20 protein-coding genes are annotated in these 22,009 nt (G+C 58.3%); 3 read left to right on the top strand and 17 right to left on the bottom strand.

Going from position 1 to position 22,009, the window contains the following annotated elements:
* Nucleotides 1–44: 44 nt before the first annotated feature.
* The gene (locus UL81_RS03900) at nucleotides 45–650 is read right to left on the bottom strand and encodes a hypothetical protein (protein ID WP_046453281.1); all 606 of its coding nucleotides are present in this window, start codon (nucleotides 648–650) and stop codon (nucleotides 45–47) included.
* Nucleotides 651–721: 71 nt separating this feature from the next.
* The gene (locus tag UL81_RS03895) at nucleotides 722–2,530 is read right to left on the bottom strand and encodes an ATP-binding cassette domain-containing protein (RefSeq protein WP_046453280.1); all 1,809 of its coding nucleotides are present in this window, start codon (nucleotides 2,528–2,530) and stop codon (nucleotides 722–724) included.
* A gap of 91 nt (nucleotides 2,531–2,621) precedes the next feature.
* Here UL81_RS03895 and UL81_RS03890 point away from each other — a divergent pair, with 91 nt between their 5' ends.
* The gene (locus UL81_RS03890) at nucleotides 2,622–3,911 is read left to right on the top strand and encodes a beta-propeller fold lactonase family protein (RefSeq protein WP_046453279.1); all 1,290 of its coding nucleotides are present in this window, start codon (nucleotides 2,622–2,624) and stop codon (nucleotides 3,909–3,911) included.
* A gap of 27 nt (nucleotides 3,912–3,938) precedes the next feature.
* Here UL81_RS03890 and UL81_RS03885 read toward each other — a convergent pair whose 3' ends face one another.
* The 4 genes from UL81_RS03885 to UL81_RS03870 form a co-directional block, all read right to left on the bottom strand.
* The gene (locus tag UL81_RS03885) at nucleotides 3,939–4,922 is read right to left on the bottom strand and encodes a 4-(cytidine 5'-diphospho)-2-C-methyl-D-erythritol kinase (RefSeq protein ID WP_035107162.1); all 984 of its coding nucleotides are present in this window, start codon (nucleotides 4,920–4,922) and stop codon (nucleotides 3,939–3,941) included.
* The gene (gene rsmA / locus UL81_RS03880) at nucleotides 4,923–5,771 is read right to left on the bottom strand and encodes a 16S rRNA (adenine(1518)-N(6)/adenine(1519)-N(6))-dimethyltransferase RsmA (protein ID WP_035107159.1); all 849 of its coding nucleotides are present in this window, start codon (nucleotides 5,769–5,771) and stop codon (nucleotides 4,923–4,925) included.
* A 71-nt stretch (nucleotides 5,772–5,842) separates the two neighbouring features.
* Nucleotides 5,843–7,009, bottom strand: coding sequence for a resuscitation-promoting factor (locus UL81_RS03875; protein ID WP_035107157.1), 1,167 nt, complete (start codon nucleotides 7,007–7,009; stop codon nucleotides 5,843–5,845).
* A 203-nt stretch (nucleotides 7,010–7,212) separates the two neighbouring features.
* Nucleotides 7,213–8,043 carry a TatD family hydrolase gene (locus tag UL81_RS03870; RefSeq protein WP_035107154.1) on the bottom strand — a complete coding sequence of 277 codons (831 nt, stop codon included), beginning with the start codon at nucleotides 8,041–8,043 and terminating at the stop codon, nucleotides 7,213–7,215.
* A 39-nt stretch (nucleotides 8,044–8,082) separates the two neighbouring features.
* Here UL81_RS03870 and UL81_RS03865 point away from each other — a divergent pair, with 39 nt between their 5' ends.
* Nucleotides 8,083–8,583 (top strand): GNAT family N-acetyltransferase, encoded by a 501-nt coding sequence (locus tag UL81_RS03865; RefSeq protein WP_035107152.1) that lies wholly within the window; start codon nucleotides 8,083–8,085, stop codon nucleotides 8,581–8,583.
* A gap of 2 nt (nucleotides 8,584–8,585) precedes the next feature.
* Here the strand turns inward: UL81_RS03865 and metG are convergent, their stop codons facing one another.
* The 9 genes from metG to rsmI all read right to left on the bottom strand — a co-directional run bounded on the left by metG (nucleotide 8,586) and on the right by rsmI (nucleotide 19,244).
* Entirely contained in the window at nucleotides 8,586–10,412 is a 1,827-nt protein-coding gene (gene metG, locus UL81_RS03860) for a methionine--tRNA ligase (RefSeq protein WP_035107151.1), read from the bottom strand.
* Between the two features lie 90 nt (nucleotides 10,413–10,502).
* Nucleotides 10,503–11,306: an MBL fold metallo-hydrolase gene (locus tag UL81_RS03855; protein ID WP_035107149.1), complete on the bottom strand. Its 804-nt coding sequence runs from the start codon at nucleotides 11,304–11,306 to the stop codon at nucleotides 10,503–10,505.
* Nucleotides 11,306–12,376, bottom strand: coding sequence for an ABC transporter ATP-binding protein (locus UL81_RS03850; protein WP_046453278.1), 1,071 nt, complete (start codon nucleotides 12,374–12,376; stop codon nucleotides 11,306–11,308). The genes UL81_RS03855 and UL81_RS03850 overlap by 1 nt, the downstream gene beginning before the upstream one ends.
* A gap of 3 nt (nucleotides 12,377–12,379) precedes the next feature.
* Nucleotides 12,380–13,210 (bottom strand): ABC transporter permease, encoded by an 831-nt coding sequence (locus UL81_RS03845; protein WP_081961601.1) that lies wholly within the window; start codon nucleotides 13,208–13,210, stop codon nucleotides 12,380–12,382.
* Entirely contained in the window at nucleotides 13,207–14,058 is an 852-nt protein-coding gene (locus UL81_RS03840; protein ID WP_052097812.1) for an ABC transporter permease, read from the bottom strand. The genes UL81_RS03845 and UL81_RS03840 overlap by 4 nt, the downstream gene beginning before the upstream one ends.
* A gap of 2 nt (nucleotides 14,059–14,060) precedes the next feature.
* Nucleotides 14,061–15,107 carry an extracellular solute-binding protein gene (locus tag UL81_RS03835; protein ID WP_035107148.1) on the bottom strand — a complete coding sequence of 349 codons (1,047 nt, stop codon included), beginning with the start codon at nucleotides 15,105–15,107 and terminating at the stop codon, nucleotides 14,061–14,063.
* Nucleotides 15,108–15,146: 39 nt separating this feature from the next.
* A complete protein-coding gene (locus tag UL81_RS03830) occupies nucleotides 15,147–15,911 on the bottom strand; it encodes a glycerophosphodiester phosphodiesterase (RefSeq protein ID WP_035107147.1) in 765 nt (254 codons plus the stop codon).
* 367 nt (nucleotides 15,912–16,278) lie between these two features.
* Nucleotides 16,279–17,967 carry a BCCT family transporter gene (locus tag UL81_RS03825; protein WP_236684526.1) on the bottom strand — a complete coding sequence of 563 codons (1,689 nt, stop codon included), beginning with the start codon at nucleotides 17,965–17,967 and terminating at the stop codon, nucleotides 16,279–16,281.
* 416 nt (nucleotides 17,968–18,383) lie between these two features.
* Nucleotides 18,384–19,244 carry a 16S rRNA (cytidine(1402)-2'-O)-methyltransferase gene (gene rsmI / locus UL81_RS03820; RefSeq protein WP_035107401.1) on the bottom strand — a complete coding sequence of 287 codons (861 nt, stop codon included), beginning with the start codon at nucleotides 19,242–19,244 and terminating at the stop codon, nucleotides 18,384–18,386.
* Nucleotides 19,245–19,311: 67 nt separating this feature from the next.
* Between rsmI and UL81_RS03815 the strand changes: the two genes are divergently transcribed.
* A complete protein-coding gene (locus UL81_RS03815) occupies nucleotides 19,312–20,880 on the top strand; it encodes a dolichyl-phosphate-mannose--protein mannosyltransferase (RefSeq protein ID WP_081961597.1) in 1,569 nt (522 codons plus the stop codon).
* Here UL81_RS03815 and UL81_RS03810 read toward each other — a convergent pair.
* Both UL81_RS03810 and UL81_RS03805 read right to left on the bottom strand, forming a co-directional pair.
* Entirely contained in the window at nucleotides 20,877–21,578 is a 702-nt protein-coding gene (locus tag UL81_RS03810; RefSeq protein ID WP_035107145.1) for a zf-HC2 domain-containing protein, read from the bottom strand. The two genes, UL81_RS03815 and UL81_RS03810, sit on opposite strands and share 4 nt — an antisense overlap.
* Entirely contained in the window at nucleotides 21,565–21,978 is a 414-nt protein-coding gene (locus UL81_RS03805; RefSeq protein WP_035107143.1) for a DoxX family protein, read from the bottom strand. Before UL81_RS03805 ends, UL81_RS03810 begins: the two co-directional genes overlap by 14 nt.
* Nucleotides 21,979–22,009 lie beyond the last annotated feature (31 nt).

Genomic DNA, 22,009 nt, shown 5'->3' with positions numbered 1-22,009 from the left:
ACTTTATTTATATCCGCTGCGTTTAACGCAAAGCGATTTAGCTCTTAGCGTTGAATCGGATTCTCAGAGTCGAAGAAATACTCCGCAACGTAGACGTAGTTGCCATCAACCGCGGAAGCAACGCCGAAGTTCAGCTTGCGTGGGTGCTCGTTGACGTTGACGTCACGATCCAGCCACGCCAGGCGATCCTGTGCCTGCTGCTTATCCAGGCGCAGCACGGTGCCGGTGCCCTTGTCCAGCATGGTCTGGCCATGAGCGTGGTTGCCCTCGAAGGTCAGCTTGCCGGCGGCAGCCTGGTTAGCCCAATCCTGGGCGACGCGCTCAGCGTTCGGGTCAAAGTGGTGGCCCTGCTGCTTGAGGTGATCCGTGGTGGCACCGTCAAGCTTGCCTGCAATAACCGAGCTTGCTGGCTTGAGGAACTCCGGCAGCTCAATGCCGTACTTCGCAGCCAGGTCATAGGCCTGCGGCGGCAGTTCAATGCGGAAATCCTCAATCTGCTTCTGAACCTGCGAGCTCATCTGCTCGGCCTGAGAAGACAGCTGCTCTACCTGCGGCGGCAGAGAAGGCTGCGCCTGGGCTACAGACGCGCCAGAAAACGCTACGGTTCCGGCAACAACGGCGGCTAGGGTGCGGCTTCCAAAATTTCGCATGCCTCCACCCTGCCACAGAATGGAAGCTTAAGAAAGAACAACCGCCCTAGCGGGCAATTCGATATAGTTTCTTAACCTTCTAATTGCTCGCCCAGTTCGAGCCATTCCATTTCCAGCTCTTCATGTTCACCGCGCACCTTTTGTAGTTTGGCGTCGAGCTCAGTGAGCTTTTCGGTATCGACCTTCTCGGCAGCCTCAGCCATTTCTTCGTTGAGCTTCTCAACTTGCTTATCCAGCTTGCCCATCTTGCGCTCGAGTGCGTTCATCTGCTTGGTGATTTCACGCTCTTGCTGCGACGACAGCTTCTTTTCTGGCTTGGCTTCCTTCTTCTCGTCGCTCTGCTCGCCGAGGTTGAGCACACCACTGGAGTTCTGGGCTTCGATTTCTGCGCGGCGACGCAGATACTCCTCGATGCCGCCCGGCAGGTTAGTCAGCTTGCCATCGCCAAAGAGCGCATAGGTGTTATCGGCAATGCGCTCGATGAGATAGCGGTCGTGGGAAATGACCACCAGGGTGCCAGGCCAGCTATCCAGCAGGGATTCCAGTTCCTGCAGAGTATCGATATCTAAGTCGTTGGTCGGCTCGTCGAGCAGCAGCACGTTCGGCTCAGCCATGAGCACACGGGTGAGCTGCAAACGACGACGCTCACCACCCGAGAGGTCACCCACCGGGGTGCGCTGCCGCTTCGGGCTAAAGCCGAGACGCTCTGCCAGTTGGGATGCGGACAGCTCCTTTTTACCCATGTGGACATAGGTCGCGACGTCCTCGACGGCATCGATAAGCCGACGCTCCGGATCCAAGTCATCGAGTTCCTGACGCAGCCAACCCAAGCGCACGGTCTGGCCTTCGATGCGCTTGCCCGCAGCCAGTTCATGCTCACCAGCCAAGGTGCGCAGCAACGTAGTCTTGCCCGAGCCATTCACACCGACTAAACCGATGCGCTCACCCGGCGCGAGACGCCACGTCAGATGGTCGACCAGCGTGCGTCCATCCGGCGCCTCAACGGTGGCGTCCTCCAGCTCAATAACCACGCGTCCCTGGCGCTGCTTGGAAAAGGACATCAGCTCGACCTTGTTGCGCGGTTCTGGAACATCCGCAATCAAAGCCTCCGCTGCCTCGATGCGGTATCGCGGCTTGGAAGTTCGCGCCGGTGCACCGCGACGCAGCCACGCCAGCTCTTTGCGCGCGAGATTCTTGCGACGTTGCTCCATCGCATCCGCCTGGCGGGCACGCTCAGCTCGGGCAAAGGTCCAGTCGTTGTAACCGCCTTCGTAGGTATCCACCGTGCCGTCGTGGACTTCCCACGTCCAGGTCGCCACGGTATCGAGGAACCAGCGGTCGTGTGTGACCACAATGAGCGCAATCTTGCGCTGGAGCAGGTGCCGCGCCAGCCACTGCACGCCTTCGACATCCAGGTGGTTAGTCGGCTCATCGAGCACCACCAAGTCCAGGTCCTGCACCAAGGCGGCAGCCAGGTTCACGCGGCGTCGCTCGCCACCGGATAGCGAGCCGACCTGGGTATCCAGGCCCAAATCGACAATGCCCAAACCACCGAGCACATCACGGACTTTGGCATTCGATGCCCACTCAAAGGTCTCCAACCCGAGTGGCTCAATAATGACCTGCGAGATAGTCATGTCATCGGGAAGCTCAAAGCGCTGGGTCACGACAGCCATACGCAGATCCGAGTTGTGGGAGACACGTCCGCTATCTGGCGGCTCAATGCCGGTGAGCACCTCCAGCAGAGTGGTTTTACCCCCGCCATTCACGCCGACAATGCCGACGCGATCGCCGGACTGCACACCCAGGGAAACCCCATCAAGGAGGGTTTTCAGCCCGAAGGATTTGGAGACTTGCTCGAGGTTAATCAGGTTCACCATAACGACTAACCATCCTAATACGAGCGCTGTTTCTACCCCCACTTCCAATCCTTATTGCAATCGAGTCTCATTTGCAATAGTTTTCAATTCCATGAGACAACCCATCTACACCACCCTTGCCGCACTCACCGGTGCCGCACTGTTAATCACCTCCTGCTCCAATCCGGATAACAATGAGGCCGCATCGGATCCGACCAACGAAGCCGGTCACGCACACGAGCATGAGCATGACCACGAGCACGACCATGACCACGCCGCCGAAGGCCAAGAGGAAGTTGCTGAGCTTCCTACTCGACTCATCTTCACTCACGACGGCGGCGTGACCACCCTGGATGACGAGGGTAAGGTCCTCGAAGAATCTGAACTGCCTGGCTTCCTGCGCATCAACAATGCTGGCGATGACCGCCACGCACTGGTCACCCAGGGTGATAAGTTCCGCCTGTACGACTCCGGTTTGGTCACCAAGCCCCACGGCGACCACAACCACTACTTTGTGCAAGAGCCCACGCTTGACGATGCCACCTTCAACGCACCCCATGCCGGCCACGTCGTCCACCACGACGGCTACACTGCACTATTCGCCGATGGCAGCGGTGTCGCGGAAATCTACAAGACCGACGAGCTAGCCGAAGGCAAAGAACCTCTCCGCACCGTCGATACCGGCGCACCCCATCATGGTGTCGCGGTCCCACTTGAGGACGGTTCCGTCGTCGTTACCAAGGGCACCGAAGACGAACGCCACACCATCCAGCACCTGGATGAAGACGGCGAGGTTCTGAGCGAAACCACCAAGTGCCCCGGCGTGCACGGCGAGGCCGCTGCCGGAAACGGGCACATCTTCTTTGGTTGTGAGGACGGTCCAGTCGTCTTTGACGGCAAGGAATTCCACAAGGTCGACGTCAGCGAGTATGCCGGTGCGGGTGGCTACCAGCGCTCCGGCAATGCAGCCGGTTCGGAGGAATCCGATGTCATCCTGGCCGATAATAAGACTGAAGAAGACGCCGAATTTGAACGCCCCGAGTCCGTCGCACTCATCAACACCGCCGACAACACTGCGCGCACTGTGGACCTTGGCTCGTCCTACTGGTTCCGCTCACTTGCCCGCGGCCCGCTGGGCGAAGGACTCGTACTGACCTATGACGGCAACCTCAACATCATCGATCCGGATACCGGCGAGATTGAGGACAAGGTCAAAGCCATTGACGAGTGGAAAGAAAAGGAAGAATGGCAGCAGCCAGGACCCATCCTCAAGTCAGCAGATGGCTACGCCTACATCACCGATGCCGAGAATCAAGAACTCGTCGTGGTGGACCTGCACAAGCGCGAAGTCACCAAGCGCATTGAATTGGACTTCCAGCCCACCGAAATGGCCGTCCTGTAGGACGGACAAGGCGGTAAGTCTACCGCCTTAAATCAGTCGCGCGCCTGGTGCCGGACCAGTACAGGTAACGCCGCGGTACTTCGGAAGATCGAAGTGCACGTCGTCAACAACTTCTTGTGCGGTATCGGCATCCGGGCACAAGAACGCACAGGTAGGGCCGGAGCCTGACACCATGCCGGCTAGTGCGCCGGCAGCCACTCCGGCATCCAGCACGGTGCGCAGCTGCGGTCGCAGTGACAACGCGGCTGGCTGCATGTCGTTGTGCAGCACCTTGGCCAGCTGGCGAGCATCACCAGAAATCAAAGCCTGGGACACCGCAGAGGTATCTGCTTCGGTGCCCTGGGCTTTTCCTGCTGCCCGCAGCTCATCCAACTTCTTAAATACCGCCGGAGTCGAGAGTCCTTCCGGGCTTAAAATAATCGCCCAGTGAAACTGGCCGCGTGAGAGCATCGGGGTGAGGTTTTCACCGCGACCAGTACCTAGCGCCGTGCCGCCCAGCAAGGTGAAGGGCACATCGGAGCCCAGGCCAATAGCCAAAGAGTGCAGCTCCTGCTCCCCTAGCCCGCTGCTACCAAAGTGCGGGGCATAGAAAGCATCGGCCAAGCGCAGTGCTGCGGCAGCATCCGCGGAACCGCCAGCCATGCCACCTGCGGTAGGGATCTCTTTGAAAATCTCCAGTTCTACTGCAGGCAGGTTTTCCTGCACGCCGTGCAGTGCACTCAGTCGGTCGACCACGGCATCGATTGCCTTCCAGACCAAGTTGGAAGAATCGGCAGGAACGCCATCTGCGGTAGGCCCAGCGACGGATAGATCCGTCACGCGAGATGTCGTTGTCGCGTCTGCTTCGTCCTGTGCGGGATCCACCTCGCGGATGCGCACCCGGTCGGAGATGTCGAGGGATTGAAAGACGGAGGTCAGTTCGTGATAGCCGTCGTCGCGGGCAGGGCCGATGCTTAAAAAGACGTTGACTTTGGCATGCGCTGCTGCTTCCAGCTGTTGTGTGCTGTTCATTTAGCTCACCTCCGCGAGACGGACGAAGTCCTCGACGCCGAGCTTTTCACCGCGCAGGGTCGGCTCGATGCTGGCAGCACGCAGGGCTTCTTCGGCCTGGGCGCCGGAACCGTAGTGACCGGAGAGTGCGGCGCGCAGGGTTTTGCGGCGTTGGGCAAAGGCGGCATCGACAAGCGGAAAGACTTTCTCACGCAGTTCACGCGGCCAGCGTTCTTCAACGTCGATGCGGACGAGCCCGGATTCGATCTTCGGGGCGGGCCAAAAGACATTCTTACCGATGGTGCCTGCCTTGCGGACGTTGCCATAAAAGGAAGCCTTGACCGAGGGCACGCCATAAATCTTGGAACCTGGTTGTGCGGAGAGGCGATCGGCGACTTCAAGCTGGACCATGACCAGCACACGGCGGATGCTGGGGAAAGTCTCCAGCAGGTGCAGCAGGACTGGAACGGACACGTTGTAGGGCAAGTTAGCAACCAAAGCGGTGGGTTCGCCGAGGTCTTCCGGAACAACGCGCAGGGCGTCTTTCTCGACCAAGCGCAGGCGGTCTTCGAGTCCAGGAGCGCGCTCAGCGACGGTGTGCGGCAACTGCGCAGCCAGGCGGGGATCGATTTCGACCGCGGTGACCGACTCGACGACTTCCAGTAGGCCCAAAGTCAACGAGCCCAGACCCGGGCCAACCTCAACGACGCGGTCGTCGGGAGACAGCTCCGCGGCAGCGACGATGCGGCGGATGGTGTTGGGGTCATGCAGGAAGTTTTGGCCCAGCTTTTTGGTGGGCACGACATCGAGTTCCTCGGCCAGTTGGCGGATTTCTACCGGGCCGAGCAGCTGCGCAGTCTTTTCAGTCATGCACTCCAACTTAGTCCAGACAGCACGAAACCCGCGCCTTCGGGTGGCGCGGGTTTTGAGAGATAAGTGTTTTAGCGGATGCCCAGCTTGGAGGTGCACGCAGGCCATGCTCCCCAGCCCTGACCGGCCTGGACCTTCTGAGCAACAGCGATCTGCTGCTCGCGGGTGGCCTGGGAAGCATCGGCCGCGTACTCGCCGCCGCCGTAAGCGTGCCAGGTGGACGGGGTGAACTGCAGACCGCCGGAGAAGCCGTTGCCGGTGTTGATGGACCAGTCGCCGCCGGACTCACACTGTGCCAGGGAATCCCAGACGGAACCGTCAGCGACCGCCGGTGCATCGGCACCGGTGTTGCCCTCAGCCTTCGGCTTGGTGCCGCGGGCGATGGTGGCAGGCTTTGGCTCGCGGACAACGTCTTCCTTGATGGTTTCGACGGAATCCTTCTCGCCGTTCTTCTTGACGAGCTTACGGGTGACGTTGCGCTCGCCCTTTACGCCTTCCTCGCGAACTTCTTCCTTGCCTTCTTCGAGCTCCGGGTCATCGACGTAGTTAGGCTCAGCGTCGAACTCTTCAGTCTCGTCGAAGATCTCGGTATCGATCTTGTCGACGGTGATCGTCATGTTCTCAGTCACCGGGGTGTCCTCGGACGGGGAAACGCGATCGTCGTCGTCGACGTCGATGTTGCGTGCCTCGAGCACGTCAGTCACGGTCTCGGCAGCGATCTTGGTGTAGGTAATCTTGCCGCCGTCGTTAACCTTGATGATCTTCGGGGAGACGACCTTGAGCTCCATGCCCTCCTCGACAGCTTCATCGCCATCGAGAATCTTGTCACCATCGCTGATAGCGGCATCCGGTGCCACGCCATCGATGTCGCCGAGCAGGTCAGCAACGGTCAGTGCGGTCGAAGACAGCTGCTGCTCATTGCCGTCGATAACCAGCGCCACCGGCTTTGCGGTGCGCACGGTGATGGAATCGCCGTTGGAAACTTCCTCAGACGGTGCCGGATAGACCAGGTCATCGGCGCCTACCTCAACGCCAGCGGCCTCCAGCACGCCATCGACGTCCTTGGAGAAGGTAGCCAACTCGACCTTGTCGCCGTTGACATCAACAGTCAGATCCTTCTGCGCGCCGACAGCGACAACGCCGCCGACCGCGAGGGTGCCCAGAACGCCACCGGTTGCAACGCGCAGTGGCAGGGAGCGGGAATTGTTGATGCGCTTAATCTGAGAAGCTGGAGACATAAAACTCTTCCATCGACTGTGGGACAATGTTCAACCCCGCTCAACCTCTAAGGGGGCGGGGCGGATAATGAATAACAATACGATAACAGCACGGTCACGTCGAACACGACTCACCAGCACGCATCACTGCCACCACGGCAGTCACAATTACCACATCCAACACCACTGACCAGGCACTTTAGGAATTGTGAAAACTACCACACCTAGTTTTTAAGTTGGTAAACCTGGTCAAAAGTGTCGTTAACTTCCTCGATAAGCTGCTCGACTGGCACGTTGCGCGCCTCGGCAATGCAGTTGTACGTATGGCCGATAAAGGTCGGCTCGTTGCGGGCTCCACGGTAGGGCTCCGGGGTCATATACGGCGCATCGGTTTCCACCAGCAACTGCCCTGCCGGTGCCAACGCAGCTGCCTGGCGCATTTCTTCATTGCGCTTGAAGGTGACGTTGCCGGCGAAAGACAGAATGTAGCCGCGCTCAATGGCTTCCTTGGCCACATCCAGCGGCGAGGAAAAGCAATGCAGCATGGTGCGGGTGGGCTGCGGGGCATCGCCAAGTATGCGCAGCAAATCCTCATCGGCCTCGCGGTTGTGAATCATCAGCGTCTTGCCGGTCTCGACTGCCAGGTCAATGTGCCAGCGCAGTGCTTCTTCCTGCACTTCCAGGCTGGCAGTATTCTCCGGGTCGTGGTGAATCCAGTAGGTATCCAGGCCGGTTTCACCAACGGCCACGCAGCGCTCATCCTTTGCTAACTCTGTGAGCTGCACGCGGGTTTGTTCGTTAAGCTGATCCGCCTTGGTCGGGTGAATGGCGCAGGCGGCGTAGACATTGTCGAAGGTGCGCGCCAAGTCCAGCGCCGCCTTGGCCTCGTTAAAGCCATCGCCGACGGTGCACATGCGCTCCACCCCTGCATCGAGCGAACGCTTGACGATGTCCCCTGCCTCATCCTTGCAGGAGGTCAGATGGGTGTGGGCATCGATAAGCTTGCTGAGCCCTGGGGCAGGTTGAGGAATCGGACGTGGCTTCTTCTTAGACATGTCGTCGATTGTAACGATCCTGCCTGCTAGCTTGAAAGCATGCAGATTCGACGCGCAGAACTTGCCGATGCCCCCGCCATCACCGAAATCTATAACGCCGGCTCCGCTGCCAGCCCCGCCACCAACTTGGTGACATGGCAAGACAGCGTCGAGGAGCGCCGAGAATGGATTGAGCAGATGGACAAGGATGGCTACCCCATTTTTGTCGCCGAAGAAGACGGCAAAATCCTAGGCTGGGCTGCCTATTTCCAGTTCGTGACTCCGGGGCTGTACTACGGCACCGCAGAGGATTCCATCTATATTGATGCCGCTGCCCAGGGCAAAGGTGTGGGCAGTGCACTAATGGAAAAGATTGTGGAGCACGCCGCCGACAACGACTACGTGCACACGATCATTACCTACATCGTGGATACGAATGCAGCCTCCATTGCACTGCATGAGAAGTTCGGCTTCGTCGAGACCGGGCGCATGCCGAATATCCATACCAAGCATGGGCAGCGCCTCGGCCTCGTGCACTTGCAGCTGGATTTTGAGCGTTAGTGCTACACCGGTGCCCATTCCGGGCCGGTCTCGCCGAGCTTCGGGTCCAGCTTGCTCACTAGTGGCTTCGGCTTGTTGAGCTCAGTACCCGGCACGACGTCGATGCGCTTCCAGGCAGCTTCCTGCTTGGTGTAGTCACCAGTGATGATTGGGTACGGGTGGTTCTGCGGCGGCAGGCCCACACCGACCAGTTCGACCGGTAGGTCGTCGACGACCTCTTCAATCTTCGGCTCTGCTGCCCAAATACCCGTACGACCCAGAGTCTCGTGGACACGCTGTGCGATAAACGGCAGGAACGGAGTCAGCAGGACGTTGCAGTCAGATACGACCTGCAGCGCAGTCCACAGCACGGTGGCCAGGCGCTCGCGCTTGGACTCATCCTTGGCCAGCTTCCACGGCTCCTGGTCGGCGATGTAAGCATTGGCCTCACCAACAACGTGCATAGCAGCAGTAATGCCCTGCTTGAACTTGGAGTGCTCTAGTGCCTCACCGACGATGTCGAAGGTTTCTTCTGCCAGCTGCAGAATCTTCTTATCGGCGTCCTCGAGTGCTGCCGGAACCGGCACCTCGCCGAAGTTCTTGTGCGCCATCGACACGGTGCGGTTGACCAGGTTGCCCCAGCCATTGGCCAGCTCGTTGTTGATGCGACGGACGAACTCATCCCAGGTGAAGTCAGTGTCGTTGTTTTCTGGACCTGCCACAGAAATGAAGTAGCGCAACGCATCCGGACCAAAGGTCTCGAGGAAGTCCTTGACGTAGATCACTACGCCCTTAGACGAGGAGAACTTCGAACCCGACATGGTAAGGAACTCCGAAGAGACAATCTCAGTCGGCAGGTTGAGCTCTCCGTAGGTGTGCAGCTCACCGCCCTTAGAACCCTTACCGGCGTAACCCAGCAGCTCTGCTGGCCAAATCTGGGAGTGGAAGGTGATGTTGTCTTTGCCCTGGAAGTAGTAGTGGCGGGCATCCGGGTTCTGCCAGAACTGCTTCCACGCATCCGGGTTACCGGTACGCTTTGCCCACTCAATGGAAGCAGACAGGTAACCAATCACCGCGTCGAACCAGACATACAGCTTCTTCGCGCCGTTGTCCTGCCAATCCTCGACCGGAATCGGAATACCCCAGTCAATATCGCGGGTCATGGTGCGCGGGCGCATGTCCTCCAGCAGATTCTGGGAGAACTTCAGCACGTTCGGGCGCCAGTCCTCACGGGTATCCAGCCACTTCGCCAGCGCATCCTTCACCGATGGCAGGTCCAGCAGGAAGTGCTCAGTTTCAATGAACTCTGGAGTCTCTCCATTGATCTTGGACACCGGGTTAATCAGGTCCACCGGGTCCAGCTGGTTACCGCAGTTATCGCACTGGTCACCGCGGGCATCATCGGCGTCACAAATCGGGCAAGTGCCCTCGATGTAGCGGTCCGGCAGCGTACGACCCGTCGACGGGGAAATAGCACCCTTGGTGGTTTCTTTGAGCATATAGCCATTGGCGTACAGGCCCTTAAACAGCTCCTGGACCACCGCGTAGTGGTTACGCGTGGTGGTACGAGTAAACAGGTCATAGGACAGACCCAGCCCCGCCAGGTCTTGAACGATCTGACGGTTGTAGCGGTCTGCCAACTCACGAACGGAGACACCCTCTTTGTCAGCCTGCACCAGCAGCGGGGTGCCGTGCTCATCCGTACCGGAGACCATCAGCACGTTGCGGCCCCGCATTCGCTGGTAACGCGCGAACACATCGGAGGGAACGCCGAAACCAGCCACATGTCCAATATGACGCGGGCCGTTGGCGTAGGGCCAGGCAACATTAACTACTACAGACTCAGTCATGCGCACTACTCTATCGAAACGGAGTTGGCCATCGCACAATAAGATGGCCTTTCTCCACTGTGAACTAGGTCCAAGTTCAGCTTCGCACCCTTAGCGAAGCTTAAATTCCATCCCCGGCGCGACCATGGTGAAACCACCGGAATGGATGGTACGGATTTCCTCGGCAATCTCATCGGTCTGCGCGGGGTCAGCCAAGTGAGTTACTGCCAGGTGGGCAGTTCCCGTGTTGTGCCCGAGCTTTGCGACGGTGTGCCCATCCAGATGGCCATGTCCGCTCACGTCCACCTTGTCTGCCGCGCGGTAGGTGCACTCAGCCAGGAGGAAGTCTGCGCCCTGCGCGAACTTCTCCAGATCATCGGTGTAAGCAGTATCTGCGGTGTACACGAAGCCCAGCTCTGGGAACTTAATGCTCATCGTCGGGACCGGGTGATCCGCGGTGATGGTCTCAACCTGCAAACCAGCAAGCTCGAAGTTCTCACCAGGATTGCGAACCTGGATATCGAACTGGGACTCCAACGGCGTGCGCATGGTGTCCAAACTTGGGATACCAAAGACTTCGTCCAGCTTCGGCAAACGACCAGTAAGGTCTTCTGGCGCGATGAGTGGGATCTGCGGCAGCACCTCAGGGAAAGAGCGTCGGTAAGCCAGCACAGTCAGATCTGCACAGTGGTCCGCATGCGAGTGGGAGACCAGCAATGCGGTCACACGGTCCAGCATCTCTTCCTTGGCCAGCGTCGCAATAACGCCCGGGCCGCAGTCAATGAGGATGCCTTCTTTTCCTTCGGTGGTTTCTACTTCGAGCAAATACCCCGAAGCAGCACCCAGTTCAGTCGGCGCACATGCCGATGCACCAATGACGGTGAGCTTTGCGGACTTAATCTCTTGTGTAGTCATTAACGTACCTCCGGTACCTCTCGATGATTACTTGCTTTCACACGGACCACCTCGCCTGGTTCCCGCTCTGCGTGGGAGCGTGCGGGAAGGACTAAGTCATCGTGCTCGCCGTGCAGACGAACCGTGACGGCATAGGAGTCACCGTGGAACTCGCTATCAATGATCTCTGCTTCAACTCCTTCGGCATGTTCAGCAGATTCAACGACGAAGTCGACAGGTCGAACCGCAACTCGCGAACCACCATCGCCAGTGGTGGGAACGTCCAGTCCCGGCGCGATTTCACTGCGGTTACCGTCCAGGTTCTTCAGCACTGGGATGACCTGCGCATTGCCCAAGAAGGACGCCACCCAAGCAGTTTCTGGACGGGACCACACCTTGCTTGGTGCACCAGATTGTGCGACCTCTCCCTTCTTCATCACCACGAGGTGGTCAGCCATGGCGAGGGCTTCTTCCTGGTCGTGGGTGACGATAATGGTGGTCACACCCGCATCGCGGATCATCTTGCGTAGGTCAGCGCGCAGCTTTCCGCGCAGCTGCGGGTCGAGTGCTGCCAGTGGCTCATCGAGCAGCAGCAGTCGCGGGTACGGTGCAAGCGCACGCGCAATAGCCACACGCTGACGCTGACCACCAGAGAGCTCATCAACTGCACGGTCAGCGAACTCCGTCATCTGACACAGCTCGAGCATTTCTTTGACGCGCTCGACGCGCTGCGTCTTGGGGAACTTCTGTGCGCGCAGGCCAAACGCGACATTGCTCTTGACGTCCATGTGCTCAAAGAGTGCGTACTGCTGAGGAACCCAACCAATCTTGCGCTTGGTCATTGGCGTATGGGTGACGTCATTGCCACCAATAAGCACTTGGCCGTCTTCCGGCGCAATCATGCCGCCGACGGTCTTCAGCAAGGTGGACTTGCCACAACCGGAGGGGCCAACCAACGCGCTAATCGATGCTGCCTCGACGGAGACATTGATGTCGCTGATCGCCAGCTTGTCGCCGCCGGGATACCGGAAGTTGACTCCGGTGAGTTCCAGCGAGGCCGCTTGTGCGGCATCATTTTTACGGTCTGACATTATTTAGGCAGCTCCTACCTGTTGTTTTTGGAACTTTTCAAGGAAAATCGCGGGGATAATCACCATCGCGAGGAAGATAATTGTCTGCGCTGCAGCCTGCTCAATACGGCCGGTGAGATAACTGTCGAAGAGGAACACCGGCATCGGCTGGGCCGTCGGGGTGAAAAGGAAGAAGGATACGTTGAACTCACCCAGCGACAGCGTCACGACCATCAAGATTCCGCCAAAGAGCGCACGCCGAATAGCCGGCAACGTCACCGTGAAGAAGGTGCGGAACGGGTGCATGCCCAAGGATGACGCAACGACTTCCTGGTCTTTCAGGCGCGGGCTATCCATCGCTGGAATCAGTGTTCCCAGCAAGAAAGGAATCGTGTAAAGCACGTGACCTGCAACCAGCAACCAACCAGATTCGCGCAGGTGCGGGAAGGAAAGAATCAAACCCAAACCAATCGCGATGCCCGGAATAGCCAGTGGCAACGAAGTCATTGAGCGCAGAACCGACCGGCCTGGGAATTGATAGCGCGTGATAAACCACGAGGCAGGCAAGGCCACAATCAGGTCGATGGTCAAGACGATGACCATGATCTGCAAGCTGACGAATACCGCCTGATCCATACGCGACCACGCACGTGCGAACCACTCGAAAGTTACACCGGCGAACGGGCCCTGAACCCAGTTACTGCTGATGGATACCAACAGCACAATCGGGATGGGCACCAGCGTAAGGAACGCGGTGAAGATGGCCGCAAACTTGCCAACGCGTTCCACCGGATCCAGTTGCTTCTTCTTTGGCCGTGGCTTAGCAGCTGCGCTTTGCGATGTTGCAGTACTCATACAGCAGACCTCACATTCTTCCTAGCACCCCATGCGTTCACACCGACCAGAACTGCCGTTGTAACGCCAGCCAAGACCAGGCTGAGTGTTGCAGCTGTGGCGGGCTGGAAGTTATCGGTAAAGGCAGCGGCAATCTCGATGGGCATCACGCGCAGGCCGCGCGACAAAGTTGCGGCTGTGCCGTAAGCACCGAATGCTGTCGCAAAGGACAACGCACTCGCGCTGGCAATGGCAGGACGCAAGGCTGGCAAAATCACGCGCCCATAAATTGTCGCGGTGTTAGCTCCCAATGCACGCGCAGAGTTGATGACTTCATCGCTGACTCCATCGGAGGCGCCGCGGATAACCAGCACCACGCGCGGAATTTGGAAGTAGACATAACCCAGCGTCAGGCCAATCCAGGTATAGGCAATCTGGATCTGCCTCTCTCCTGTTGCTGCTTCAAAAAGCAAGGGGACCACGCCGGTGTTGCCAACGAGCAAGATGATGAAGAAGCCAATGACGATGCCCGGCAAACTCATCGGAATAGACAATGCGACTGCCAGAATCTTGCCCAACAGTGAGTTGTCAGAGCTGATGTACAGTCCAGCAGGCACGCACAAGATGAGCGCCAGCACTGTCGATAGCAATGCCAAGCCGGCCGTCAACGCCAGTGAACTCAAGTAACGCTCACTGGTCATGACGTTGATGTAGCGCTCCAGGGTAAAGACAGAGTCTTCAGTAGTAAGACTCTGAATACCCAGGGTCAACATCGGCCATACCAGGACAAATGCCAAGACCACCAACAGTGGCAGCGCTAGCCAGGACGCCCGTAGGTAGGAGTTGGAAGGGGCAGAAGTTCGCGCCATTACTAACGAACTCGCTCCTCATAAGAAGCCATGACGTCGTCCTGAACTTCGTTCATCTTCTCGAAGTCGGTATCGTTGACCAGCTCGTTGTACTCTTCGTCGCTCGGGAACGCATCCTGTGCCTCCTGCGGCAACTCTACGTCCTCGCGAACTGGACGCAGGAAGCTAGCGGCGAACTCCTGTTGTGCTGCATCAGAAAGTACATAATCCAGCAGGGCCTTGCCGTTCTCCTCGTGCGGCGCACCGTTGACCAGGCTCATGGTGTACGGAATACTCAGGGTGCCTTCGCATGGGTACACAACCTCAATTGGCGAACCTTCGTTGGCCAGCATGTAGCCGTTGAAGTCAGCGTCGATGAGGATCGGAATCTCACCCTGCTGCACAGAGGAAGTAGCGGTCTGTGCCGGGGTCTGAGCACCGTTGGCAGCCATCTCCTCAGCCCACTCCAGGCCCGGCTCGAAGTTGTCCAGGTCGCCACCCAGGCCCAGGTTCGCTGCGGTCAGCACGGAGTAGCCCACTGCAGCCTGAGTTGGGTTCAGGTAGCCAACCATGTCCTTGTACTGCGGATCCTTCAGATCCTCCCAGCAACGTGGAACCTCGGCATCGCCAAGCTCATCAGTGTTGACCAGCATGGCCACAGCGCCCTGGTGGACGGTGAACCAGTTGCCTTCTGGATCCTTCAGGTTGTCTGGAACCGCATCGAAGCCTTCTGGCTGGTACGGGGTGATCAGGTCTTCTTCCTGTGCATTCATACCGAAGACGATGCCGTAGTAGGCAACATCTGCTGCCGGAGCGGCCTTCTCTGCAGAGAGTGCCGACAAGGTCTGTCCGGAGTTCTTCGGGTCATTCGGTGCATCGATGCCGGTTTCCTCCGTGAACTTATCCAGCACCTCGCGCCAGTTAGCCCACTCTTCCGGCGTGTTGTAGGACACGACGATGTTGTCCTCGCCGTTTTCAGAGGATCCGCCGCCGCCAATTGCGCAGGCGGACAGGGGGAGGGTTGCAGCCGCGGTTACGGCCATAACGGTGGTGAGCTTGCGGTTAAACATGAGAGTTCTCCAGTTCGGGGGTGAGATGAGTGAGAAAAATTAGTTGCTGAGCAGCATGTTGAGATGATCCAGGCGGTCAGTCATAAACATGTCCACGCCTAGGTCGATAGCGCGTTGGTTGTCTTCTTCAAGCGCATCAGGCCATCCCCAGGCAGAAACCAATAGTCCTTGGGAGTGCGCATAGTCGACACGTTCGGGAGTCAACGCATCGACGTTGATGTTGAGGGCGCCGTAGCCACGCCGGACGGTCGAATCAATCCAGGTTCGCGACAGTGGGATTTCGCCAGTCCATGTACGCACGCGCATCAGGTTGATCGCTGGTTGCTCTTCGCGAACGGCATCCAAAGCAATGTCGCTAAAGCCAGAAACCCAAGAGTCGTTCTGGAAGCCTTGAGCAGTAATCTCTTGCGCCAAGCGCTTGCCGCCTTGGGAAGCAGTCAACGGGGTGTTTATGAACTCGTAGACGAAGGAGTCATACCCGGTGCGGTGAGCGATATCGAACAAATCATCAAGCTCGGGGAGCTGACACTTGTTGACGACGTCTTCGTAGCTCGCTGTATCAATCAGCGCGATGCCACCTGGGCCCGAGCAACCGTTGTCGTGAGACAGGAAGAACACATCCCCATCGCGGTTGTACTGTAAGTCGATTTCAATCCAGTCAGCCTGCTTCGCGATTGCTGATTCAATTCCAGCAAGGCTGTTGTCTGGGTGATACTCCTTGTCCCCACGGTGAGCAACGGACTGGGTTTCTTCACCAAGGACTAAATCTTGAGCCTGAGCGATGACGCTACTCAGGGAGCCCACGAGGGCAACAGCAATACTTGCTACTGAAAGACGCGCTACTGATCGAGTTCTCACGAGACGATGCTCCGTCGGTTGGTTACAGGCTATGCCTGGGGTGCATTTCCTTGTTGCAATACCGCGCGCACTGCCAGCACAGTGCCTTACGCAGCAAGTAACAAACCTAGGCAGCAGAAACTAACGGGGCGAGAACGAGATCAAAACACCTATCAAAGCCTTAGTAAACCTTTGTTGAACTGCACATTACGGCGTTATATATGTAATTCCACACTTTGTTTAATGAACTAAAACGCGAAAACGCCCCCGGAAAATCCGGGGGCACTCGGCTGCCAGCTCAGCTGCTAAACGCAGCGAACCAGGCCTGAAACATTTAGGCGTTCGGCTGCTGACGGGCTGCGCGGCGCTCGTCGCGACGCTTGCGCAGAGCTTCGCCACGCTGGTACTCGCGGTGGATGCGGCGCTCGCGGGCCAGCTTGCGCTGGAAGTTCTGCGCTTCGCGGTACTCCAGGTAAATGATGTCGTTGCGCAGGTCCTTCACGATGGAGAACATCAGGCAGACCAGGATGATGAGGAACGGCGATGCAGCAACGATGGTGACGTTCTGCAAATTGTTCAGGGAGTCCTCGTCGGTCACCAGCAGGACCAAGCCGACAGCCGCGGTCAAAACACCCCAGGCAGCGGACAGCCACGGAGTAGCATCCGCACGACCATTCTGAGACATCGAACCCATCACGGTCGATGCAGAGTCAGCCGAGGTGATGAAGAAGGTAGCCAGCAGAATCATGGCGATCACAGACGTGATGGCACCCAGTGGCAGGTTGCCCAGCAGGTTGAACAGCTCCTGCTCTGGTGCGTCAGCGGTAATGGACTGGCCGGTCTGCTCCATATTGATAGCGGTGCCACCGAAGATGGAGAACCAGACCACGGAAACGCCTGCCGGAACGAACAGCACGGTCAGGCAGAACTCACGCACGGAACGGCCACGGGAGATACGAGCCAGGAACATACCAACGAACGGGGACCAAGAGACCCACCATGCCCAGTAGAACAGGGTCCAGGAGGACATCCACTCGGCGGCCTCACCGTTGTTGGACTCGGAGGTACGGCCGATCATCTCGGTGAAGTAGTTCAGGTAGTTACCAATAGCGCCCGGAATCATGTTCAGGGCAACCAGGGTCGGACCGACAATAAACACGACGATAGCCAGCAGAGCAGCCATCACCATGTTGGCGTTAGACAGGTACTGAATGCCCTTGCCCACACCAGAAAGTGCCGACAGGATAAAGGCCAGGGTCAGTACCAGGACGATGCCCAGAACCACGGAGTTCGACGGGTCTTCAATGATGCCGGAGGCCTGCAGGCCACCCTGGATCTGCAGTGCACCCAGACCCAGGGAGCAAGCGGTACCGAACACAGTGGTGAAAATAGCCAGGATGTCGATGAACTTGCCCAGTGCGCCTTCAGCGTTGCGCTGACCAATCAGCGGAACGAAGGCGGACGACAGCAGCTGCTTACGACCAATGCGGAAGGTCGAGTAGGCAATAGCCAGACCCACAATCGCGTAGGTTGCCCACGGGTGCAGCGTCCAGTGGAACATCGAGGTGGCGATGGAGACATCCACGTCACCAGTGCCATGGCCAGGCACGCCGTCGCGGTAGAAGGACAGCGGCTCGGATGCGCCGTAGAACATCAGGCCGATGCCCATACCGGCAGCGAACATCATCGCAATCCACGACAGCGTGTGGAATTCCGGCTCCTCGTTGACGCCACCAAGTTTGATAGCGCCAAACTTCGAAACCGCAATGCAAATGATGAAGGCCACAAAGATGGTGTTAAAGAGCACGAAAGCCCAGCCGAAGTTCTCTACCACGCCATTGAGCAGAGTGGTCGAGACCGAAGCAAAGCTATCTGGCATGGACAGACCCCAGATAACGATGCCCAGAATCAGGACACCGGCAACACCGGTAATGGTCCAGTCAATCTTGGCATCGTCGGAATCGGCAGCCAGCTCGACCGTTGGGTCTTCGTAGTTTTCATAGTCGATGCGGTCATCGAGCATGGAGGCCAGCTGGCTCGAGGCAGCCTGGCCCTCCAGTACTTCGTCTACTGTTTCGTAAGCTTGATCGTCGGGTTTTGCATCCAACACGTCCGGGTCGTGTGGATCAACTCCTTCTGGCACGGAGCCATCTACTTCTGGTTTACTCATGCAATCCACCTTGGGTGGACTTCATCGATTAAGCAAACGCCCCAAGCTGATTTTGCGCCTACTTCCAGGAGTTTTCTAGCTCAACCACCTAAAGTCCGCGTACCTTGCACCCTAGGGAACCCGCTGCATATCTCATGTTTCTAGACCTTAATTTTCTCAGTCCTATAACAATTTGGTCACATTTGCAGAAAATCACTGCTTAAACGGCATAAATGTGGCTCGACCATCGCACATTTAGGCAAGTTCGGTGATCCGGGCCACACGCTGGGCTAATGTTGATCGCGGGTTTGCAGCGCGGCGTCGTACAGTTCGCGGTTCGATACCGACTGACCTCGGGCAGCCTCCTTGCACGCGTCCTTCAAGCGCAATCCGCCTGCCTCCAACTCCAGGGCACGCTGTACCAATTCCTCCATACTGGCGCCAGAATCCCCTCCGCCTTCGATCACGACGGTGATTTCCCCGCGCACGCCTTGCGATGCCCACTCAGCCAACTCCCCTAACGTGCCGCGCTTGACCTCTTCGTAGGTCTTGGTCAACTCCCGGCAGACAGCGGCAGGGCGATCAGCGCCGAGAATCTCAGCGGCCTGCTGCAGGGTTTCGGCCAAACGGTGCGGGGATTCAAAGAACGCCACCGCGCGCTTTTCCCCGCGCAGGGATTTCAACCACGTCTCCTTCTGCCCCGCCTTGCGCGGTGCAAAGCCATCGAAGATGAAGTGACCCACGCCTAACCCCGACAGCGCTAACGCTGTCGGCACGGCGGAGGGGCCGGGGAAGCAGGTGACGGGGACATCGGCAGCGGCGGCCGCCTGCACGATGGAAAAGCCTGGGTCCGAGACCACCGGCATGCCCGCATCGGTCACGACGAGCACGCTGCCAGACCGGGCGGCATCGAGAAGCTTGGCCACGCGTTCTTCTTCGTTGTGGTCGAAATTAGAGACCACCGTGCCACGAATTTCCACACCCAGCGCCTGCGCCAGGGAACGTACTCGGCGCGTGTCTTCTGCTGCAACGACTGTGGCATTGCCCAAAGCATGAATCAGGCGTGCAGAAGCATCAGCAGCATTACCCAGTGGAGTGGCAGCAAGGATTACTCCTCGCGGCAGCGGATCCAGTGAAAAGTTGAAAGGCATAACCCAAGCAAACCACACCGCACCCTTTAGGGCTTGGCAGGTCGGTCTTTTTATTACACTTACCTTCGTGACTACCGCAATTGCTGCGCCGCAAGGCGATAAGATTCGCCCGCCTCTCCCCCGGCCACCGCGCTGGGGCCGGGCGGACGGCATCAGCTTCGCTGTCATCGGCCTGTTGGCTTTTCTCACCCGCTTTATCGGGTTAGGCACCCCCACCTCGCAGGGCACGCCAGTCTTTGATGAAAAGCACTACGTGCCGCAGGCCTGGGACATGGTGCGCAGCTGGGACAACCTGCTCATCGGCGGCATCGAATCCAACCCCGGCTACGGGCTAGTCGTCCACCCGCCGCTAGCCAAGCAAATCATCGCGCTTTCAGAGCAAGTCTTTGGTTACTCGCCCTGGGGCTGGCGCTTTATGACCGCCTTGTTTGGTGCATTAGTGGTGCTCTTGACGATGGCCCTAGCCCGCCGCCTCGCCGGCTCCTGGCAGGTGGGTGCCCTAGCAGGTTTTATCGCCGTCTGCGACGGCGTTTTATTAGTCTCTTCCCGCTTTGGCATGCTGGATATCTTCCAGGTGGCCTTCATCATGGCTGCTGCCTGGGCTTTGGTCATTGACCACCAGCAGGTTCACCAGCGACTGCACTCGGCCTTTTTAGCCGGCGAACTGGGAAGCTCGCCCTTCGGGCCACGTTTGGGCTTTCGCTGGTGGCGTTTTACCGCCGGTATCTTCTTAGGCCTGGCGCTGGCGGTGAAGTGGTCCGGTCTGTACTACATAATGTTCTTCGGCCTGTTTAGCGTCTTTGCCGACCTGTATTTGCGCAAGCGCTACGGTGTGCGCCGCTACGTCGTCGGCACTCTGCTGCGCGATACCCCAGCCGCACTGGCATCCATCGTGCTGGTTCCAGTACTGCTGTATATCTGGTCCTGGCGTGCGTGGTTCGCATCGGAGACATCGGTGTATCGCCACGCAAAGGTCGATGGGACTATCGATAGCTACTCTCCCCTGCAGTTACTGCCAGAACCCGTTGCCGGCTGGTTCTACTATCACGCTTCCGTGCTGGAGTTTCACTCCTCGCTGACGAGTTCTGGTGGGCATTCGCACCCCTGGGATTCCAAACCTTGGGCCTGGCTGGTAGGCGCACGCCCAATTTTGTACTACTCCTCAACCGACATTGAGTGCGCCGTAGATGAGCCCTGCCGTCGCATGCTCTTCCTCTTTGGTACCCCGGCTATTTGGTGGCTGGTCGTACCGGTGCTCATCTGGTCGCTGTATTGCGTGTTTATCCGCCGTAGGTTCGCCTACGTCCTACCCCTAGTCGGCTTTGCTGCAGGCTTTCTACCCTGGTTGGCGGCATTCGACCGCCAGATGTATTTCTTCTACGCCGCAGCATTTATTCCCTTTGTCATCGTCGCATTGGCGTTGGCTTTAGGTCGCTTTATTGGCCGCGGAAAGCTCGTCGGCTGGAAGTGGGCGCAGTCGCTGGCAGGTGGGCAGTTGCGCTGGGGCACTTTCGCTGTCGTCGGTTACCTGGCGTTGGTGCTGGCGATGTTTGTGTACTTCTCTCCAATTCTCTACGGCCTGGTTATCCCTGATTCTTGGTACCACTCCATGATGTGGCTGCCGAGCTGGACCTAGTTCGGATTCGCGTTGAGCTGGCGGACAAACCCGCGCAGCACGTAGCCTTTATCAGCAGCCCAGGCCCACCCCAGACCGATTGCCGCAAGACCGGAGCCCAGCAGGAAATACACCTGCTCAATCACGGCGGTGCCCAAGGCAATATCGCGCACCGCAAAGCCGGCAGCAAAGGCAAACATCGTGCAGGTCACCGGTAACAACCCTGGGGCCAGCGAAGGCCGCCACGCCGCGAAGAACAGACCGGAAGCCAACCCAAAGCGCACTGCGGCACCTTCCATGAGAAAAAGCCCGCGCTCGGGGTCAGCGCTGGGATCCAGCACACTGCCATCGGCACTCACCGGCGCAATACCGGAAGCGCTAACAACCTGCAGCACGCCCCACACCAAGAAAGCCAGGCCGAGGACAGCCAAGAACAACCGGGCGACCACGAGTGCAATCTGCCGGGCATTCGAGGCGCGGCGCCACTCTGGTTCCACGCCGGCCAAGATAACTTCAGAAAGTTCTTTCGGCGGAGCCATGCCCTGGTCATTGGACTCGACAAAGCTTAACGATGACGACAGCGCCGCTGCTTTATCCGCGTACGCACGGCAATCGGGGCAGTTGGCCAGGTGGGTGTCCAAGACGGCATCGTCAAGCTCGTATGCTTCACCATCTAAACGGGCGGAGATGGCAGCCTGGAATGAGTCATGATTCAACATTGCGTAACACCTCATCCAAGCTAGCGCGACCTGCACCGAATACGACGATTAGAACCAACGACACCACCAGCGCACTGGTAAGTTCCAACCCATTTTCCGCCGCGAAGAAGCCGTTGGCAAAGTGCACGTAGTAGCTCGCACCGCCAACGATAATCGCCAGCAACGCCGCCGCAAACGTGGCAAGCAAACCAATGACCAGTAGCATGCCGCCAATCAGTTCGGTCAGCGCCACAACCCAGCCGAGAATCTGCGGTTCGGGCACACCCCAGGCAGAAAACTGCCCGATGGTTTCATCCATGCCTGTGAAAAAAAGCTTATCCACGCCATGCACCACAAAAATGATGCCGATGATCAAGCGCGCAAACAGCAACGCGGCATCGCGAACGGCGGGTCTATTCATGCTGAATACCCTACCCTGCACAAGTTGTTGG

This window comes from Corynebacterium camporealensis, from assembly GCF_000980815.1.
Lineage (GTDB): Bacteria > Actinomycetota > Actinomycetes > Mycobacteriales > Mycobacteriaceae > Corynebacterium > Corynebacterium camporealense.
This window is presented reverse-complemented; position numbering and strand designations above follow the sequence as displayed.

Bases quoted from the DNA above. Each gene is read 5' to 3' on its own strand.
- UL81_RS03805 (WP_035107143.1), bottom strand. From the start codon at position 21,978: ATGAATAGACCCGCCGTTCGCGATGCCGCGTTGCTGTTTGCGCGCTTG.
- UL81_RS03870 (WP_035107154.1), bottom strand. From the start codon at position 8,043: ATGTCTAAGAAGAAGCCACGTCCGATTCCTCAACCTGCCCCAGGGCTC.
- metG (WP_035107151.1), bottom strand. From the start codon at position 10,412: ATGACTGAGTCTGTAGTAGTTAATGTTGCCTGGCCCTACGCCAACGGC.
- UL81_RS03895 (WP_046453280.1), bottom strand. From the start codon at position 2,530: ATGGTGAACCTGATTAACCTCGAGCAAGTCTCCAAATCCTTCGGGCTG.
- UL81_RS03825 (WP_236684526.1), bottom strand. From the start codon at position 17,967: ATGCTCGATGACCGCATCGACTATGAAAACTACGAAGACCCAACGGTC.
- UL81_RS03845 (WP_081961601.1), bottom strand. From the start codon at position 13,210: ATGAGTACTGCAACATCGCAAAGCGCAGCTGCTAAGCCACGGCCAAAG.
- UL81_RS03900 (WP_046453281.1), bottom strand. From the start codon at position 650: ATGCGAAATTTTGGAAGCCGCACCCTAGCCGCCGTTGTTGCCGGAACC.
- UL81_RS03875 (WP_035107157.1), bottom strand. From the start codon at position 7,009: ATGTCTCCAGCTTCTCAGATTAAGCGCATCAACAATTCCCGCTCCCTG.
- UL81_RS03840 (WP_052097812.1), bottom strand. From the start codon at position 14,058: ATGGCGCGAACTTCTGCCCCTTCCAACTCCTACCTACGGGCGTCCTGG.
- UL81_RS03835 (WP_035107148.1), bottom strand. From the start codon at position 15,107: ATGTTTAACCGCAAGCTCACCACCGTTATGGCCGTAACCGCGGCTGCA.
- UL81_RS03855 (WP_035107149.1), bottom strand. From the start codon at position 11,306: ATGACTACACAAGAGATTAAGTCCGCAAAGCTCACCGTCATTGGTGCA.
- UL81_RS03865 (WP_035107152.1), top strand. From the start codon at position 8,083: ATGCAGATTCGACGCGCAGAACTTGCCGATGCCCCCGCCATCACCGAA.
- rsmI (WP_035107401.1), bottom strand. From the start codon at position 19,244: ATGCCTTTCAACTTTTCACTGGATCCGCTGCCGCGAGGAGTAATCCTT.
- rsmA (WP_035107159.1), bottom strand. From the start codon at position 5,771: ATGACTGAAAAGACTGCGCAGCTGCTCGGCCCGGTAGAAATCCGCCAA.
- UL81_RS03890 (WP_046453279.1), top strand. From the start codon at position 2,622: ATGAGACAACCCATCTACACCACCCTTGCCGCACTCACCGGTGCCGCA.
- UL81_RS03850 (WP_046453278.1), bottom strand. From the start codon at position 12,376: ATGTCAGACCGTAAAAATGATGCCGCACAAGCGGCCTCGCTGGAACTC.
- UL81_RS03810 (WP_035107145.1), bottom strand. From the start codon at position 21,578: ATGTTGAATCATGACTCATTCCAGGCTGCCATCTCCGCCCGTTTAGAT.
- UL81_RS03885 (WP_035107162.1), bottom strand. From the start codon at position 4,922: ATGAACAGCACACAACAGCTGGAAGCAGCAGCGCATGCCAAAGTCAAC.